11 protein-coding genes and 3 tRNA genes are annotated in these 17,941 nt (G+C 58.0%); 10 read left to right on the top strand and 4 right to left on the bottom strand.

Going from position 1 to position 17,941, the window contains the following annotated elements:
- The first annotated feature begins 93 nt into the window (after positions 1 to 93).
- From ABRP87_RS01290 to ABRP87_RS01280, 3 genes are all read left to right on the top strand, one after another.
- Positions 94 to 387, top strand: a complete 294-nt coding sequence (locus tag ABRP87_RS01290) for a hypothetical protein (protein WP_349867240.1) — start codon at positions 94 to 96, stop codon at positions 385 to 387.
- Between the two features lie 233 nt (positions 388 to 620).
- A complete protein-coding gene (locus ABRP87_RS01285; RefSeq protein WP_349867238.1) occupies positions 621 to 3,293 on the top strand; it encodes a YhgE/Pip family protein in 2,673 nt (890 codons plus the stop codon).
- Entirely contained in the window at positions 3,290 to 5,479 is a 2,190-nt protein-coding gene (locus tag ABRP87_RS01280) for a YhgE/Pip domain-containing protein (RefSeq protein ID WP_349867236.1), read from the top strand. The genes ABRP87_RS01285 and ABRP87_RS01280 overlap by 4 nt, the downstream gene beginning before the upstream one ends.
- A 335-nt stretch (positions 5,480 to 5,814) precedes the next feature.
- Here ABRP87_RS01280 and ABRP87_RS01275 read toward each other — a convergent pair.
- From ABRP87_RS01275 to gltX, 4 genes are all read right to left on the bottom strand, one after another.
- Positions 5,815 to 5,887 (bottom strand) — tRNA-Glu (locus tag ABRP87_RS01275).
- Positions 5,888 to 6,112: 225 nt separating this feature from the next.
- A tRNA-Glu gene (locus ABRP87_RS01270) sits at positions 6,113 to 6,185 on the bottom strand.
- A gap of 38 nt (positions 6,186 to 6,223) precedes the next feature.
- A tRNA-Gln gene (locus ABRP87_RS01265) sits at positions 6,224 to 6,295 on the bottom strand.
- Between the two features lie 227 nt (positions 6,296 to 6,522).
- Positions 6,523 to 8,016: a glutamate--tRNA ligase gene (gltX, locus tag ABRP87_RS01260; protein ID WP_349867317.1), complete on the bottom strand. Its 1,494-nt coding sequence runs from the start codon at positions 8,014 to 8,016 to the stop codon at positions 6,523 to 6,525.
- Positions 8,017 to 8,249: 233 nt separating this feature from the next.
- Between gltX and ABRP87_RS01255 the strand changes: the two genes are divergently transcribed.
- From ABRP87_RS01255 to ABRP87_RS01225, 7 genes are read left to right on the top strand one after another with little or no spacing between them, the layout of a single operon-like run.
- Positions 8,250 to 10,712 carry a choice-of-anchor M domain-containing protein gene (locus ABRP87_RS01255; RefSeq protein ID WP_349867234.1) on the top strand — a complete coding sequence of 821 codons (2,463 nt, stop codon included), beginning with the start codon at positions 8,250 to 8,252 and terminating at the stop codon, positions 10,710 to 10,712.
- A gap of 57 nt (positions 10,713 to 10,769) precedes the next feature.
- A complete protein-coding gene (locus tag ABRP87_RS01250; protein ID WP_349867233.1) occupies positions 10,770 to 12,362 on the top strand; it encodes a choice-of-anchor M domain-containing protein in 1,593 nt (530 codons plus the stop codon).
- Positions 12,362 to 13,867, top strand: coding sequence for an anchored repeat ABC transporter, substrate-binding protein (locus ABRP87_RS01245; protein ID WP_023026430.1), 1,506 nt, complete (start codon positions 12,362 to 12,364; stop codon positions 13,865 to 13,867). Before ABRP87_RS01250 ends, ABRP87_RS01245 begins: the two co-directional genes overlap by 1 nt.
- Complete coding sequence (locus ABRP87_RS01240; RefSeq protein ID WP_349863107.1) at positions 13,860 to 14,750, top strand: choice-of-anchor M domain-containing protein; 891 nt, start codon at positions 13,860 to 13,862, stop codon at positions 14,748 to 14,750. The genes ABRP87_RS01245 and ABRP87_RS01240 overlap by 8 nt, the downstream gene beginning before the upstream one ends.
- On the top strand, positions 14,737 to 15,471 hold the full coding sequence (locus ABRP87_RS01235; RefSeq protein WP_349863110.1) for an anchored repeat-type ABC transporter ATP-binding subunit: 735 nt from the start codon (positions 14,737 to 14,739) through the stop codon (positions 15,469 to 15,471). The genes ABRP87_RS01240 and ABRP87_RS01235 overlap by 14 nt, the downstream gene beginning before the upstream one ends.
- Positions 15,468 to 16,388, top strand: a complete 921-nt coding sequence (locus tag ABRP87_RS01230) for an anchored repeat-type ABC transporter permease subunit (RefSeq protein ID WP_349863112.1) — start codon at positions 15,468 to 15,470, stop codon at positions 16,386 to 16,388. Before ABRP87_RS01235 ends, ABRP87_RS01230 begins: the two co-directional genes overlap by 4 nt.
- Positions 16,385 to 17,932: a choice-of-anchor M domain-containing protein gene (locus ABRP87_RS01225; protein WP_349867231.1), complete on the top strand. Its 1,548-nt coding sequence runs from the start codon at positions 16,385 to 16,387 to the stop codon at positions 17,930 to 17,932. Before ABRP87_RS01230 ends, ABRP87_RS01225 begins: the two co-directional genes overlap by 4 nt.
- Positions 17,933 to 17,941 lie beyond the last annotated feature (9 nt).

The following is a 17,941-nucleotide window of genomic DNA, read 5'->3' as shown; positions in this document are numbered from 1 at the left end:
CTATTGAAACCGAACTGAAAACATGATTTAATGAAAACAGAGTGAAAACGAGAAGGTCACTCCCCGACCAAGACACGGAAAGGATTCATGATTATGACTCACGCAACCCACACTGAACACGAGCACGCCCACGGCGAAGGCTGCGGCCACGTTGCTTTCCCACACAAGGACCACACCGACTTCGTCCACGATGGCCACATCCACCGCGAGCACGAAGGCCACTGGGACGAATGCGAGACCAACGAGCACATTGAGGCTGAACCCCACGGCGACCACGCCCACGGTGAGGGCTGCGGCCACGTTGCTGTCCCGCACGGCGACCACGTTGACTACATCCACGACGGTCACCGCCACGCCGCTCACGGTGACCACTACGACGAGCACTAAGCCTCGCCGGCAAGCGCCCTGCAGCGCCCGAGCGTCGCGATAATCCACCGCTTTGGTGCATGGATTATGGCGGCGCTTTTCTACGTATTAGCCCAGCGTGAATTAACCTTTTATTAACCTTAGCCGCAGTCGTTCGCGGAGCACGGTGGCTAAGAGGTAACCAAGCTGTCAATTTCGCGGAATCTGCCCGCTTGACTATTAGTTAACACCGTTTCGGTGCTACGGTCTTTCGAGTGATTACTAGTTGGAAGCTTTTTCTCCAAGACTTCGTCCGCCTGTGGCGGACGCCGCAAGTCTGGGTGATTCTCATTGGTTTGATGATTACCCCTGCCTTATATTCTTGGGTCAATGTCTCCGGTTTTTGGGATCCCTATGGCAATACCGAACACCTCAAGGTAGCCGTGGTGAACGAGGACAAGGGTGCCTCGTCAGATCTCACCGGCGATATTGACGTCGGCGGGCAAATGATGGAAAAGCTGCACAACAATGACAGGCTCGGCTGGCAGTTTATGGACCGCGGCGAAGCTGAACACGCCGTAAAATCTGGCGACGTTTTTGCCTCCATCATCGTGCCGGAAGATTTTTCTTCTGACTTTGTCAGCCTGTTCCAAGGCACTTATTCTCAGCCCACCTTGGAGTACCAGGTAAATGAGAAAATCAATGCCATTGCGCCAAAGGTCACCGACTCTGGTTCTTCTACCCTCGAAACCACGATTAGCGCGACCTTTAATGAAAACGTCGCGAAATCGGTTTCCACCGAGCTGAGAAACTCTGGCGGCGACCTCAGCGATAGGATCAATAGCACCGCGGGCAATACCGCGAATTCGTTCTCAGAGACCGCCGATACCGTGGCCAATTCGCGCAATTCCCTAGCGGATGTCAACGCCACTATCGACGATGCGCGCCCCACTATCGCACAGGCGCGCACGTCGCTAGGCTCCGTGCAGACCACGATTGATGACGCGCAGCAGGCCTTAAACCAGGTCACCTCCTTGACCGACGAGGTGCAAAAGGAAGTAACTTCCTTCGCCGACGATGCAACAGCTGCTTATATCCAAGGCACGACTGCGGTTGCCGATGGCACCGCGAACGCCAATGCCAATATCGGTTCTGTCACCGGTCGGTTAACCGGCGCTCTCAACCGCGTCGATGCCGCCACCGACGGCGCCCAAGGCATCCTCGGCCAGGCGGATAAAGCCATCGACCAATTAGCCGGTGTCGCTTCCTTGCCAGCACTTCCGCCAGAGGTCTCCCAGCAGATCAACCAGTCGGTCTCTGATCTGCGCGACCGCAACAATCAAAACCGGGCGGTGTTAGGAGAGCTGGATTCCCTTAACAGCGATACCAATGCCACCCTTGATTCGCTGAATAAAACCTCGGAATTGCTCAATTCCATGGCGTCCCAGGCCCGCGATGATTCCCACGGACTGCGCGATGACGTGGCCAACGGCCTGCCTAAGCTCAATTCTGCGCTGTCTGATGTCTCAGCTACCGCCGGACGCCTATCTGCCTCGCTCAACAGCCAAAAGGCTCTGGTTGGGCAAACGGACGGGCTTCTCGGGGGCGTCGACGAGCAGCTAACCCACGCCCAAGAAGTGGTAAAGCGCTTCTCGGTTGATCTGGATCGCGTCGAAGAAGGCCTTCGCTCCGCGCGCACCGATGTTATTGCCTTAAGCAACACGGCCAATAACAACACCGTGCTGAAGTCCGTCAACGGTCTTGATACGGACCACGTGTCTTCCTTCCTCTCCTCGCCTGCAGAGATGGAAAGCCATGCGGTCTTCCCCGTCACGCACTACGGCTCCGGCATGTCCTCGCTGTTTATCAACCTCACGCTGTGGATCGGCGCGTTTATGCTCCTAATCATTTTCCGCGCCGAGGTTGACCCACAGGGCCGCCGGGATCTGACCATCACTAAGGCGTACTTCTCGCGCTTCTTGCTGCTCGGCTTTTTCGCCATTGCCCAGGCGCTGATCGTTTCCATCGGTAACTTGGTCATCGGCGTTGAGCACGTCAGCGCCACCGCTTATGTCCTTACCTCCGTATTCATCAGCCTGTGCTACCTCAACATTACCTATGGCCTAGTCTCGACATTCGGTCACGTGGGCCGCGGCATAGCGGTGGTCTTTGCCTTCATTCAGATTCCCGGCGCATCGGGCTTGTACCCCATCGAGATGACGCCGGACTTCTTCCGCGCCGTCCACCCCTTCTTGCCCTTTACCTACGGCATCGACGCGATGCGCGAGACGGTGGGCGGGTTCTACGGCACCCATTACATCCGCGATATCGCCGCGCTGACCGGAATGGCGGTTGTTGCCTACCTCATGGGCACACTCTTAAGGCGCAGCCTGTCCAACGTCACCATGCTGGTCAATGACGAGCTGGCCAAGGGCGGGCTCGTTATCAACGAGCAGGTCCACCTGATTGGCAGCCGCTACCGCTTCACCGATCTTCTGTATGCCTCCGCAGACCGCGAGGGATACCAAAAGAGCTTGGATACCAAGTGGATGACCGCGCGGAAGAATTATTCGCAGCTGATGAAGCTGACCATTGCCATCGGGGTGGCCTTGGTGCTCGCGCTCGTGATTTGCTCCCGGTTCATGCCGGACCAGAAAGCGATCCTTTTCGGCATTGCATGCCTCGTGGCGCTGATTGCGGTCGCGGTCATTTGTTCGCTGGAATACGTTAAACAAAGCATCGCGCACGATAACCGCTTGGCGGATCTCAGCGATGAAGAAATTCAGCAGCACCTAGAGCATCAACGCCAAAACCCCAATCAATATCGGCTAGAAGATGTCCAGTCAGATAAACACCCCGAAATATCTTCTGCCCCACAATCGCAGGGCGATACTACAGATAAGCCCGCCGACGACGGCGAAGAATCCGGAAAGGGAGATAAGTCATGAACAATATCCTGACCATTCTCCGCGATGACCTTAAGGCCATCCGTAGCAACGTAATGACCGCCGTCATCATTTTCGGCCTCGCCATTATCCCGCTGCTTTTTACCACTTTTAACGTGCTCGCCAGCTGGGATCCATTTGCCAACACCAAACAGCTCAAAATCGCCGTCGCCAGTGAGGATGAGGGACACCAAAGCGACCTCGCTTCGCTTAAGCTCAACTTAGGCGATGAGGTTTTATCCCAGCTCAGTCGCAACGACGAAATCAACTGGGTCCTCACCAACAGCGATGATGCCGTAGAAGGGACCAAATCCGGTGAGTACTACGCCGGCATCGTCTTGCCCAAGGATTTTAGCTCCAACCTCCTCACCTTCTATGTGGAAGGAACCGAGCCGAGCAAGCTCAATCTCTACACCAATGAGAAGAAGAACGCGCTGTCGACCACGATTACCCAACGCAGTGCTACCGGTGTGATCCAGAAGATCGATGAGTCATTTACCCGCGTCGTATCCAATGTGGGCCTAGGCGTCATTTCCTCGCTAGACCAGTACCTTGATGAGGGTGATACCCAGGCTGCGCTCAATAACGTGCACAACCGAGTCAATACCGTACAGTCGCGCCTCGATGCGGCCTCTGGCACGGTCATGGCGCTGAGCAACCTGGTAGATTCCACCATTCCGCTCACCCAGGCGGCCAATAACATCCTGAATGAGGCGGGAAACCAAGCCTCCAGCACGACCAATGACAACGGCGATTCCCCCATCGATATCCTAAAGTCCACGCTGGATGAATCCACTGGTTCCTTGGATGCTTCCCTTGCCGCAACGACGCAGAGCTACGAGGTACTATCCTCACAAATCGAGGAATTGCTGAACAACGCCAGCGCCACCTCCGCGCAAACCGCCCAGACCTTCCGCACTGCCGCAGACCGCGTGGGACAGCAAACCGCCGCGTTCCAAGGCGTCAAAGACAGCATCCAGAAGGAAGCCGATAAGGTCGACCTTCCAGGCCCTGTAGCGGCAGGATATAAGGCTATGATGGGGCAGCTGGATGCCAGCATTGCCCAGAGCAATGCGCTGCACGATTCTTTGACTTCTACAGCCGATAACATCGAAAGTGGCGGGGATTCCCAGGACTTTAAGCAGCAAACGCAAGATGCGATCGCCAGCGCCAAGCAGGCCGTCGAAAACGCCCGCAACTCCTATAACTCTAATCTGAAGCCACAGCTAGCGGCTCTGGGAGATAGTGTAGGTACGGTTGCTAGCGATGTTGATGCGGTCAAGCGCGATATCGCGGGCATCCGCAATACCGTCTCTGACGACAACGATGCACTCGTGCGGGTGCGCGATCTAACCGCAAGTCTATCCGGCACATTGCAGCAGCAGGCAGGCCGCTTTGGCGAACTCAGCCAAAAGATCGATGAAATCCGCGACGGCGGTGACCTCAGCCAGCTCGCCGGTCTCATTGGCGATGACCCCGAGCTTCTGGCCTCCCGCATCGCCTCGCCGGTCAATGTGGACCGCCAGCCCATCTACGATGTTGCTGCTTTCGGTGTTGGAATGACGCCGTTCTATCTCACGCTTTCGCTGTGGGTGGGCGCCCTGCTCGCCTGTGTGCTGGTGCACACCAACGCTGAGCGCAAATTCTTGAAGAAGAACGAAGGCCTCGACAAGAAGGACCACTTCACTAGGAACCAAGCCTTCTTGGGCCGCTTCCTTACGTTCGGGCTCATCGGTATCGCCCAAGCAACCCTTGTCGTCCTCAGCCTGATCTTCTTTGTGGAGATCAAACCCGAGCACCCATTCATGATGCTCTTTGCCTCGTGGATAATCTCACTGGTGTTTATGTTGATAATATATTCACTGGTTATCACATTCGATAGCGCGGGTAAGGCCCTCGCAGTCCTGCTTTTGGTTATCCAAGTCTCCGGTTCCGGCGGCGCATATCCCCTGCCGCTGCTTCCGGAATGGTTCCAAAATGTCAGCCCGTGGCTGCCGGCTACCTACGGCATCGACGCGTTCCGCAGCGCCATCGCCGGCATTTACGAAGCCGATATCCTCCACGAGCTCGGCATGCTCCTCCTCTTCGCCATCCCAGCGCTCATCCTCGGCCTGTTCTTGCGCCCAGCCATGGATAACTACCACAAGCGCCTCCAGAAGGCGATTAAGAAGACGAAGGTCATGGCTTAGCTTCCACCTTCGAACAACGCCCAGTGCAGCCTGAGAGGCTCGCTGGGCGTTCTTTCTTGCAGTGGTCGAGCCACCACCCTCCCTTGGCGCTCACGGAGGCCCACAACCCACCCCAGCTCTCGCATAGCCAGTGAGCGCGAAGGGCGGGCTCTGGGGCCATAGCAGGCGCTTTCCGATGCCTCCCTCGCTCACCGCACCCCCACAACGCGATGCTCCATGTGGTGCAGAGAGAGCCGTTTAAACGCCACTTAATCTACTTCTCTAGCCCCCTGGAGACGCGAGAAAAAATGGCAAAAGAAAAGGCTGCGAGCGGTGAACCTCGCAGCCAAAATATGTACCCCGTACGGGATTTGAACCCGTGTTACCGGCGTGAGAGGCCGGCGTCCTAGGCCGCTAGACGAACGGGGCTCGTTCGCACGTAGCATGCAAATCAAAAGAAGTGCTGCTTTCTCACTTGCTTGCTGCGGACTCGTTAAACAGTAAACGATGGGTAAACACAATACAAATCAGCAGATAGTAAGGGACTTCGCGCCGGTAAATCCCCCAGTTCAGACCCACTTTGGTCCCGATTGAGCCGCGGGCGCATATGAAAAATTCCTCCAACCGTGGTGGCTGGAGGAATCATTTTACTTGTACCCCGTACGGGATTCGAACCCGTGTTACCGGCGTGAGAGGCCGGCGTCCTAGGCCTCTAGACGAACGGGGCATAGAACTAGTGAGCCTGCTTTAAAAGCATTTTCACTGCTGGCCTACCAGGACTCGAACCTAGAATGGCGGTACCAGAAACCGCTGTGTTGCCAATTACACCATAGGCCATTTGCTCACTCGCTTGGAACCGCATCCTTATCGGCTGCGCTCCCTTGCTCGCTGCAACGTGTTATAACTATAATGATCGTTATCCAATGCGCCAAATCGCCAGCGCAACCGGCATTTTTAGGCGTTTTTCTTGAGCTAAACTAAAGCGGCAGATGACATCTGTGTAGTTCGATGTTCATCCGCCGCTTTAGCGGGCTGCGCCCACCATGCTTCTGGTGGTGCCAGCCTTACTCGGCCGCAGGAACGTACGGAGTTACCTCGCGGGCAGCACGCAGGCGCGCCAAGGTGGACTCCTTGCCCAAAAGCTCCATGGACTCAAACAGCGGTGGCGAAACCTGGGCACCAGAAATGGCTACGCGCAGCGCACCGTAGGCCTTGCGCGGCTTTAGCTCTAGGTCCTCAATGAGCGCCTTGGATAGCGCGGCTTCAATAGCATCGGTCTTCCACTCCTCTACCGCTTCAAGGGTGTCAATGCCCACCTCGAGGGGTTGGACGGCATCTTCCTTCAGGTTCTTCTTGGCCGCCTTTTCGTCCAAGGTGAGCTCTGCATCGGGCGTGATAAGGAAGCTGAGTAGCCCATAGGAATCGGCAAGCGTCTTAATGCGCGTTTGCACCAGGTCCGCAGCGAAGGCGAATTTCTCGCCATCATAATCGGCCGGGAAGTCGGTGTACTCCGTCAGGTAATTGCGCAGGCGGAAGGCAAATTCCTCAGGATCGAGAAGTCGAATGTGGTCGGCGTTGATGGCCTCGAGCTTCTTCTGGTCAAAGCGGGCCGGGTTACCCAGAACGTCGTTTACATCGAAGCTTTCAATCAGCTCATCCATGCTGAAGATGTCCTGATCCGCGGACAGGGACCAACCCAACAGCGACAGGTAGTTGAGCATGCCCTCGGGGATGATGCCGTTATCGCGGTGATTGAAGAGGTTGGACTGCGGGTCGCGCTTGGACAACTTCTTCTTCCCCTCGCCCATCACGAAGGGAAGGTGACCAAACTCCGGAGTAAATTCCGCGATGCCGATTTCCTTCAGCACGTCATACATTGCCAGCTGGCGCGGGGTGGATGAGAGAAGATCCTCGCCGCGCAGTACGTGGGTAATGCGCATCAGCGCGTCATCTACCGGGTTTACCAGGGTGTAGAGCGGAGCTCCGTTGGAGCGCGCCACCACGTAATCAGGCTGAGTTTCAGACTTGAAGGACATCTCGCCGCGCACGAGGTCGGTCCAGGCCCAATCCTTGTCCGGCATGCGCAGGCGCCAGACAGGTTTGCGGCCTTCAGCCTCAAAGGCCTCGATCTGTTCCTGCGTCAGGTCACGGTCGTAGTTGTCATAGCCCAATTTAGGATCGCGCCCGGCTGCCTTGTGCCGCTCTTCTACTTCCTCCGCGGTGGAGTAGGCGGGGTAGACGTGCCCGGCATCGATAAGCTTATTGAGCACGTCTTTATAAATGTCCATGCGCTGGGACTGCCGGTACGGTTCATGCGGGCCGCCCACATTGACGCCCTCATCCCAGCCCAATCCGAGCCAGGTCAAGGAATCAATGATGGCCTGGTAGGACTCTTCCGAGTCGCGGGCAGCATCAGTATCTTCGATTCGGAAAATCAACTTTCCGCCGGTGTGGCGGGCGTAGGCCCAGTTAAATAGGGCGGTGCGCACCATGCCGACGTGCGGGGTACCAGTGGGAGAAGGGCAAAATCTAACGCGAACTTCAGTCATGGCCACCATCGTAGTGGAGCCGCGGGACACAGTCCGCACCAGCCCAAACCAGCGCCTCACTCTACTACCCAAAAGTGCGTCTTCATTTACTTTCTTACACACAAAAAGGGGTAGATGATAACGAGTTTCATTATAAACCCACAGGTAAACGGGAACGGTTTTCAATCGATTATTCAGTATTGGGAATCATTTTCTATAGTTTCGAGGTGAACTACTGACAACTGCAGAAAGGTAACGCGCTGGTGGCATCTCCTCGTATCCGCTTCATAGCCACGCTCAGCACGATCGCGCTGATCACCCCGGCTACCGCCTACGCCGGCCCAGACGATGGCAAACACATCGCAACCCAAACCCACGTCGACTCCCCCAAGAGCTTTTGGGAAGAAGACAACTTCCTGCTGAAATCCGAATTTTCCGGCCAAACTCCGCTTATCGATGACACCGTTGCTTGGATAGGCAAAGGCTATACCCGCGAAGACGAGGACGGTAAGCGCCACCAGAACTTTATGTATTCCCTGCCTGAAAACGGCACGCAGGACTACATCGGTGACCCAGGCACCACCTACTACACGGCTCCCTACCAGGCCTCCGCCAACCAAGAACCCATCTGGATCGGTTTCGGCGCAGACACTGGGCTTCCCGTGAAAGATTTCCGCGATAACATCGCCTTCCTCGACCTTTTAAGCGTGGATGGCCCGGGCGACGTGGAGCTTTTTACCAACAAGGACGATGAAGACGGCGCCGAGCTCCATCGCATGCTGGGCTCCTTCCAAGACTCACCGCACTCCACATACCTCAATGCCGGTACCCACACTCATAACGCCACTCTCTTTACCAAGCCCGGCCGTTATCGCTTGACCTATCGCACCACCGCGCGCACGGCGGATGGGCAGCTCGTGGCCAGTAAGCCGCAGACCACCAGCTATCAAGTGGGCGGGCAAAAGCCAAAGGATGAAAAGACCCCCAGTCTCAAGGAGCGCTTCGATAGCGCCTCCTCCGGCGATGCCGCCGCCGCCGGATACAGCCTGAGCATGGACAAAAAGCAGAATCCGGAAAAAGACGGTGACGATAAGCTCACCACCATTTCCTTTGATGCGGAAAATAAAGCATCCGGCACGCTTACGCTGCTTATCGATGGCTACTTCCTCACCGATCTGCCCGTCGCCGACGGCCACGCCGAGTGGGATGAGTACATGGGCCCAACATCGTCCAATATCCAGGCCGTCTTTACTCCAGAAGGCGATGCGCCGCGCTGGATTTCGGAGCAGGTGGAGTTTACCCCAGGCTCTCCCGCCCACACCGATTCTTCCGCTGAAGCGGAGGCTTGGGAAGAAAGCTCCAATCCGCGTGAACTGGCCCCCACCGAAGAGGTAACGCTGCAAGAAACCGGCTACACGGTGCGGATGCGCCAGCACGGTAAAGGCGGGACCAAAATCATCATCGACATGGATGATAATAACTTCAGCGGCGTGATGACCGGTGGTCTCTATGACGACAAGAACGACGCGGAACCCACGGCGCCAGTGGAAGCCCCAATTACCAACGGGCACGGAGGGGCTACTTTTACCAATGGCGAGTACTTTGAGAACAAGATTGCCAAAGTAAACGTCTTCCCGCACTCCACGGTCAAGGCCGGCCACGGTAGCACGGTGCTAGCCGAGCCCTTCGAATTCGGTGAAAACTACGAAGCAGAAGGCGAGCTTTCTACCAGCGCGGACGGGAACGCCGCTACTCCAGGCGAAAATCCTGGGGCTGGCGATTCACTTGCGCCCGGCGATACGCCGGCACCAGATCAACCGCCACAGGACGAGGAGGCTCAACGCTGCAGCGAAAAGCAGGTACTTGACCGCGGGCACGTCGATATCAAGGCGCTGCCTACTGACGACGGTTTCCGCACTGTCCTGCGCGATGACACAGGCCAAGTAGATAAGGAGTCGGTAGACCGCTCGCTGGATGACGTGGTGCTCGGCGTGCACAAAAACGCGCTTACTCCCCGCGGCCAGCAGCTGGGTGATAAAAAGTTCGATTTCCTTGGCAATATCGGAGACCGCTTCTACCACCTGCCGCAGACGCAGAACCAAGCCATCATCTGGCCGGGGTATAACACCGAAAAATTGGATTATTCCAAGATGAAAGATGGCACGGTCAATTTGAACCTCAAGCCCACGCACACGCCAGAGGGCGCTGAGTGGGGCGCATACATCGATAAGGCCAGGGGTGTCGGCTATGACGTCCTTGCCAATTCCGCCGAAAACGATCACACGATCGAGACCACTTTCGCATCGCACAAGCATACCCATTGGGCTTTTACCAAGCCGGGCATCTACACGTTTGAGGCAACCTATACGGCAACTACCACCGATGGCAAAGAACTTGCATCCAAACCACAGACGTTGACCTTTGCCATTGGTGATGAGGCGGTGAAGTCCTGTTCTACGCCAGCGCCATCCGATGCCCCATCGGAAAAGCCTTCCGAGAAGCCATCCGAGAAACCTTCGGACTCGGCAAAGCCGTCCAAGCCATCGAAACCGTCTAAGCCTTCCAAGCCATCCGAGCCATCTAAGCCGTCGGCTCCAGCAGGGTCCTCGTTTAATCCTTGGGCCCTGGTCTTGCCCGCGGTCCTTGGCATCACTTTCAAGGCCTTCTACAACTTCTTCCGCGACAACCAAGACCTCATTCGTGAGCGCTTTGGCTGGCGCATCTAACTACTAATCCGCAGCAAATGGGAACCCCAGCCCAAACGCTCTAAAGGAATATCAACCATGGATACCAACACCATTTCACGCACCAGAGCTCACCGGCCTGGCAGCCGCATCATCGCGGCGGTGATTACCGCCCTTATCGCGTTTTTCGTTCCGGCCTCACCGGCCTTTGCCTTCGAGGATGTCTTTGATTCCGGCCATATCGATGCGTTCTACGTCACTGCGCCGGACGGCCAGCTGCACCTATCCATGCAGGAAGATGTCACAGGTTCACACGTCGAGCGCCCTGGCGATGACGTACTGCTCCAAGTCGTGGAATCGGCATGGTCCGATGCCACCGAGGGCGTTCCCGAGATTGGCGAATCGACCTACTTCCTGCCCCAAACCCAGGACCCGAATATCATCTGGCCAGGCTGGGATACTCAGCCGGCGCGCGATGGTGGCTTTACCAACGTTGACTTCGAATTCACCAATATTTCTGGGCCGGGCTCGGTCTATGTCTTTGAAACCTCTGGTTTCGGCAACGTCGGCGCCGTGACCAATTCCGGTTCGATGGAGCTCACCAGCGGCGAGGTGATTAACCAGCCACAGCCTGCACACCGCCACGTCAACTGGGCTTTCAGCGAGGCCGGTACGTATGAGATGACCGTCCAAGCCTCCTCCAACGGCCAAACCAGTAACGCGGTGACCTATACCTGGCAGGTGGGCGAAGGCGGCGATGCCACCTCCACTCACCGCTCCGCGGGCGGCAACGGCGCTGCAGACAACTCCGGTAATGAAGCCGGACATGGCAATTCCGAGAGTGGACAGGGCGGCAGCGCCGCAAGCGATGGTCAGTCCTCGGATCCAGAGTGCCGGCCGGGTATTATCCCGCAGATTAAAGACGATACGGTTTCGCCGCCGCAGTGGCGCGATGCCGATGGCGCGACTTTTTACCTCTCCGATAATTCCAGCGTCGAACTGCCAGAAGATGTTGGTCCCGTATCGGCCGGCCAAGCGTGGATGATCGGTTCTACGCAGGTCGATGGCGTGCCATGGCTCGGTGCAAATACCCAGAGCCCTTCCATGCGCGAGCACATTCCGGGTGACGTCACCTGGGAGCTCGTTGATATGAAGGGCCCTGGCGCCATGATGGTCTACAGCCAGGGTGGCCTGGGCAAGATCGTCGGTGATGAATGGTTCCGCGGCGCAAACGGCGCCGTTGAAGGCAGCTACAATATCGCGCCCAATACCCACGTGCACCCTAACTGGGTCTTCGAAAAGCAGGGCACCTACGACGTCACCATCCGCCAAGTGGCCCAAACCTCCGCCGACAAGCAGGTAGCCGGCCAGGCAACGCTGCACTTCGTCGTGGGCGGCGGCAAGCCAGATGGTGCCTTCGATAATGGCCACTTTGACCTGGGCGCGGAAGTAAACCCGGAGGGCGGCGACTGCGGTGTTGGCGCCGCAGCCGGCGCGGGCTCTAATGGCTCCGGCGCTGGCCAGGATGCCGCTAGCGGTTCCGGTGCGAACGCATCCGGAAAGGGCGGCAACGCGGCTCTCGCCAATACTGGGACCCCCACCATGCCGCTCGGTATCGGCGTGCTCGGTCTGGGCATGCTGTTCCTTGGCCTGGGCATCGCACGGCTCGCTGTCGCGAGGGCAAAGAATTAATGCCAGTGCCCCACTACCGTTTCGTACCGCGCGGGCTGCAGGCCGTCGGGGCGCTCTTTAGCGTCTCCCTCCTTGCGACAGGATGCACGACCTCGGCAGCGGTGGATACCTCGGATCGCTTCAGCGTGGTGGCGACAACGCCGATTTTGGCGGATATGGCGCGCCACGTCGCTGGCGAGGATGCCTCGGTCACCGGACTCATCCCCAGTGGAAAGGACCCGCACACCTTTGAGCCGACGCTGCGCACGGTGCGCAATGTGGCCAATGCGGATCTTGCCTTGAGCAATGGGTACCTCCTGGAACCGCAGTCCCTGATAGATACCTTGCACGAGTCCACGGATGCACCCGTGGTAGAGGTCGCAGATTCGGCCTCCACCCGGGGAGCGACCCTCGTGCCGCTGGTAGAAGATGTCTCCCTGGATGCCATCTGGTTGGGCCTGCGCATCAGCGGCGCCGAACAGCGCAACTCCGGCGTCGACTTCCGCATGGTCTCTGCCGAGGGCCCTGGCGATGTCGCTGCCTACGTGGTCTCCACCTTCGGTACGCCGGAAGTGCTATTTAATAGCGCCGATGGCATCGAAGCTGGCGATGACGCGGTCACCCTCCCTGCTAATGCGCACACGCACGTCTCGTGGGGCTTTTCGGAACCGGGCATCTATAAGCTCGGCTTTCAGGCAGATGGCACGGAGGTAGAGCACCTAACTGTCGCGGTTGGCGTGAACCCGCCGGAAGATATGGATGTCATTGATTCCGGCCACGTGGATATCGCCGCTGATGTAGCAGAGAGATCTATTGATCTGCGCGATCAAGACCAGCATTTTGACCCCGCGCATACCGCGGTGGCGGTCCCCTCCTCGGTCCTGCAGCCCATTCCACCGGATCCTGCTTATCGCTTTTTGGGCACGCCCGGCGCGGATACGTACCTGCTCCCCCAGGCGGTCTTGGGCAAACATATCCACGGCGAGGTGGACCCACACTTATGGCACAACGTGGACAATGCCATTGCCTATGTCGATGTCATCGCTGAAGAAATGGCGAATGCGGATCCGTCGCACGGCGCCGATTACCGCGCCCGCGCCGAGTCTTATATCGCGGAATTGCGCGAGCTGGACGAGTACATAGACCGCGCGATTTCCTCTATTCCGCAGAGCAATCGGCACTTGGTCACCACCCACCACGGCTACGCCTACTTAGAGCAGGGCTACGGCCTTTCCGTGGCCGGGTTCGTAACCCCCAATCCCGCCATTGAGCCTTCACCACGAGAGGTCATTGCCCTGCGCCGAACGCTGGAGAACCTGCACCTTCCTGCGGTCTTTGTGGAACCGGTGGAGCAAGCCAGCGCCAGCACGCTGAAGGAAGCCGCCGCACAACAAAACGTGGAGCTGTGCCCCATTTACGGCGACACGCTTGATGATGCCGTGCCTACTTATATCGACCTCATGAAATTCAATGCTGACTCTCTGCAGCGTTGCCTACATCCTTCGAATGGAGATAACCATGCTTAACCTTGCCTCTCGTACCGTTGCCCGCGCGGCCACTCGCACGGCGGCCTGCATCGTCACTGCGGGCCTCGCCGTATCCGCAACGCCTGCCTGGGCCAGCGACCTCGCGCAGGTGGTCGGCGCGGATGAGACCGTTGCGCCAGAGGGCGAAGAAAAGGTCATCGATGCGGGCCACGTTGATATCGGCACGCTGCTCAACGGGTCTGATGCCGAGCTATTGGCCCGGGATGATGCGGGCGAATCCCCGGTGTGGCGCCACCTCGATGACCTGGTATTTTCGGTAGGCGATGCGGCCCAGCAAACGCTGCCGGATACCGAGGACTTCAGCTTCGTCGGCGCACAATCCGGTGAGGATGTGTGGGTTGTCCCGCAAACTGAGCAGGTCGGCGTTCCGTGGCTGGGGTGGAATACCCAGGCGCCTTCGCTTGTCGATAACGCCGATCGCGGCGTCACCATGGAATTCCTCGGCCACTCCGGACCAGGAGATTTTTCGCTCTTTTTGCAAAACGGCGGCTTTGAGGCACCCCAGCTGCTGTGGTCTACGGCAGAAAAAAGCGAGTCTGAGTTCTGGGTAGATCTCAATACGCACACCCACGCCAACTGGACTTTTACTGAGCCGGGCACCCACCAGGTGGGCATCCGGATTAAGGGTGAAACCACAAACGGCGAGGAGTTTAGTACCGACGGCGTGCTGACCTTCGCTGTGGGCGACGGCGCAGATATCAAGGCCGCCCAGGATGCGGAGTGGAGCCCAGCAGACGCCACGACCGAGGATTCTTCCCTTCCGGTCTGGGTTTATGTTTTGGTCAGCGGCGGAATAATCGTGCTGATCGCTGGTGTTACCGTGCTCGTGAAATCCCGCAAGCGGGGCGATGGCCATGCCTAAGCCGTGCATTCAGGTGCGCGGACTGCAGGTAGCACTATCTGGCCGCACCGTTATTGAAGATGCCAACCTCGAAGTAGGCACCGGTGAATTCATTGGGCTCTTAGGCCCCAATGGTGCCGGCAAAACCACACTGATGCGCGCCATTTTGGGTCTTATACCCTCCTCTGGCACGTGCACCGTCACCGGCTCTGTGGGCTATGTTCCCCAGCGCCACGAGGTGGAATGGGGTTTTCCCATCAACGTGTACCGCACCGTGCTCAGCGGGCGCACCGGGCTCATCGGATGGTTTAAGCGCCCTGGGAAAAAGGATCACGCAGCCGCCGCGGAGGCGCTGCGCTTGGTACATATGGAGGAATTTGCCTCCCGTCCCATCGAGGAGCTTTCCGGCGGCCAGCGCCAGCGCGTATTGATTGCACGCGCCCTGGCCATTCAGCCAGAGGTCTTGTTACTCGATGAACCTTTTACCGGCCTCGACGCCCCAAATACCGAGGCCTTATTAGAGCTTTTCGCCGAGCTTGCGGCGCAAGGAAAATCCATCGTGATGTCTACCCATAACCTGTCGGAGGCGGCGCACACGTGCAAGCGCCTGGTGCTTTTTAATCGGACGGTTATTGCAGATGGTCCCGCCGATGAGCTTTTGGCCAAGAAGGATCCGTGGACCCGCGCGTTTGGCGTCAGTGCCTCTTCCCCGTTGCTCGCTGCGATTGGAGTAGCTGCATGATTGATATCTCATTTATCGATTTCTTGCGGGATTTGACCAATCCCCACCTCGATTTCCTCGCTCGGGCGGTGGGCATTTCGCTCATCGCCGCCATCGTGTGCGGGGTCATCGGCTGTTATGTGGTGCTGCGTGGCATGGCCTTTATTGGCGATGCCGTCTCGCACGCCGTGTTCCCTGGCCTGGCCATCGCCTTTGCGCTGCAGACTTCGGTGTTGCTGGGCGGGGCGGTTGCCGGCGCGGTCGTCGCGGTGCTCATCGCTGCGTTTTCGCAACGCAACCACGTGCGCGCGGATTCCATCATCGGCATATTTTTTGCCGCCGCCTTTGCTTTGGGCATGGTGATTATTTCGCGCACGGATGGCTATAGCGCATCGCTGACCAGCTTCCTCTTCGGATCGCTCACCGGCGTTTCGCGTTCAGATATCACCGTCGCCGCAAGCGTCTGCCTGGTGGTCCTGGCAGTGGTCGTGGCCTTTGGTCCGCAGCTGAACGCCACCTGCTTGGACCGGGAGACCGCCCGCGCCATGGGCCTGCCGGTCTTCGCCCTGGATATCATCCTCTACCTGTGCGTGACCGCCGCGGTGGTCATTTCCGTGAGCACCATCGGCAATATCTTGGTCCTCGCCCTGCTGATTACCCCGGCCGCCACGGCGCGCCTGCTCACGGCCAACCTGACCACGATGATGTTCCTCTCCGCCATCATCGGCACAGTGTGCAGCTTCTTTGGCATCTATTTGGCGTGGGCCATCGATCTTCCCGCGGGCGCAACCATCGTGCTCACGCTCACGGTCCTCTTTCTCATTGTCTGGGCCCTGCATCCCTTCCTACGCTCTCGCCGCAAGCCAGGCCACTCTTCTCTTCGCGTGCCAGCGAACGCTTCCGAGAACACCCCACGAAAGGAAACCATCGAATCATGAAACCCTTGTGCCGTACCGCTCTTGCCCTAGGCACCGCCGGATTCCTCAGCGTGGGAACCCTCACCGGTGTGGGCCTGCCCTCTTCCGTTCTAACCACCGCGCATGCCGCAGAGACCTGCAGCGCTGAGGACTTTATCCGCATTACCGAAGGCCACCAAGACATGGCGTTGAAAGATGATGGCGGGGATATCGACTTTGTGGTCAAAGATGACCACGCACGCAAGGAATACCAGTCGGAAGAATTCGCGGTCGAGGTAGCGGATAAGAACAAGCAGCGTATTTCTGCTCTCGATATCCCATCCTTGCCCGAGGAAGGATGGGTGCTGCCGCAAACCCAGATTGAGGATGTTCCGTGGTTGGGCTTTAATACCCAAGAACTCTCCGAGGACTACCTCGGATCCAAGCAGACCGCGACTCTCAGCATGGCCATCGCGTCCGGGCCCGAAGATGGGCGCATTGTGGCCTTCCAAAATGAGGGCATCGGCGAGCTTAAGGTGCGGATGGATACCGAGGACGGGACCGCCTGGGATTATCCCGGCAGATCCCACGCTCACCCCGCCTTCGCTTTTACCAAGCCGGGCACCTACGCCGTCAGCTTTACCTTTGAGCTTCCCGATGGCTCCCGCCACCACCTGCACGCGGGATTCCTCGTCGGCGATGATGCGGATGCAGCAGAGCTGTGCGGTGTCGACTACGAAGAATCCGACGATGCCGAGGCCAGTGCCCCTTCGGGCGGAACCTCCCGCCCAGAACAGCTGGCCAAGGATATTAAAGGCGTAGATAAGGCCATCGCGGGCCTGGATAAGGAGCTGGAAAATACCCTGAAGGAAGGCCAAAAATTCCTCGAAGGCGATAAAAAGAAAGACAAAGACGCCAAGGATCAATCCGGCAATAAACCAGCGAAGCAGGGCCAATCCGGAGGCTCGAAAGAAGCCAAGAAATCTGGTTCGAAGCAGGGATCTAACCAAGGCTCCAAGTCTGGGTCGAAGTCCGGATCCACCAAGGGCTCTGCTCGCGGTTCTGGCCAGAGCAAGACCAACCAAGCCCACGGTTCTGGGGCCGGCTCTGGTGCTGCGCCGCGCAATTCGGGTGGGGGTTCGTCGAAGGGAGCATCGGCAAGCAGCGGCTCTCGCTCCGGTTCTAAGGCCGCGCAATCCAAATCCGGCGGAAGTTCTGGCCAGAAATCTGCGGGCAAGGCTACCCCACAGTCAAAGAGCAGCAAGTCTAAGGACAGCAAATCTAAGGGCGCTAAGTCTGAGAACCGCAGCTCGGCGCCGGCACCCAACGCGTCTGCGGGTGGCAAGGACCACAACAATGAGGCGCTTTCCGGTGCCGCTTACACCGCCTCACTGACCAAGAGCAGCTTTTGGGCGGGCATTTTGGCGGGCCTCGGTGCATTCGCGCTGGTGCTAGGAATTGGCCTATTGGTCTATGTCCAATTCTTCCGAAAGAAGAAGCTAGCCGGCGAACAGCCTGAGGAGCCAGAACAACCAGTGCCGCCGCAGGCTGATGATGCCACGACGCAGATCCCGCGCATCGACTAGAAGCCTGAA

The organism is Corynebacterium sp. KPL2830 (assembly GCF_040225635.1).
In the GTDB taxonomy this organism is placed as follows: Bacteria; Actinomycetota; Actinomycetes; order Mycobacteriales; family Mycobacteriaceae; genus Corynebacterium.
This window is presented reverse-complemented; position numbering and strand designations above follow the sequence as displayed.

Bases quoted from the DNA above. Each gene is read 5' to 3' on its own strand.
- ABRP87_RS01290 (WP_349867240.1), top strand. From the start codon at position 94: ATGACTCACGCAACCCACACTGAACACGAGCACGCCCACGGCGAAGGC.
- ABRP87_RS01280 (WP_349867236.1), top strand. From the start codon at position 3,290: ATGAACAATATCCTGACCATTCTCCGCGATGACCTTAAGGCCATCCGT.
- gltX (WP_349867317.1), bottom strand. From the start codon at position 8,016: ATGGTGGCCATGACTGAAGTTCGCGTTAGATTTTGCCCTTCTCCCACT.
- ABRP87_RS01250 (WP_349867233.1), top strand. From the start codon at position 10,770: ATGGATACCAACACCATTTCACGCACCAGAGCTCACCGGCCTGGCAGC.
- ABRP87_RS01245 (WP_023026430.1), top strand. From the start codon at position 12,362: ATGCCAGTGCCCCACTACCGTTTCGTACCGCGCGGGCTGCAGGCCGTC.
- ABRP87_RS01240 (WP_349863107.1), top strand. From the start codon at position 13,860: ATGCTTAACCTTGCCTCTCGTACCGTTGCCCGCGCGGCCACTCGCACG.
- ABRP87_RS01235 (WP_349863110.1), top strand. From the start codon at position 14,737: ATGGCCATGCCTAAGCCGTGCATTCAGGTGCGCGGACTGCAGGTAGCA.
- ABRP87_RS01230 (WP_349863112.1), top strand. From the start codon at position 15,468: ATGATTGATATCTCATTTATCGATTTCTTGCGGGATTTGACCAATCCC.
- ABRP87_RS01225 (WP_349867231.1), top strand. From the start codon at position 16,385: ATGAAACCCTTGTGCCGTACCGCTCTTGCCCTAGGCACCGCCGGATTC.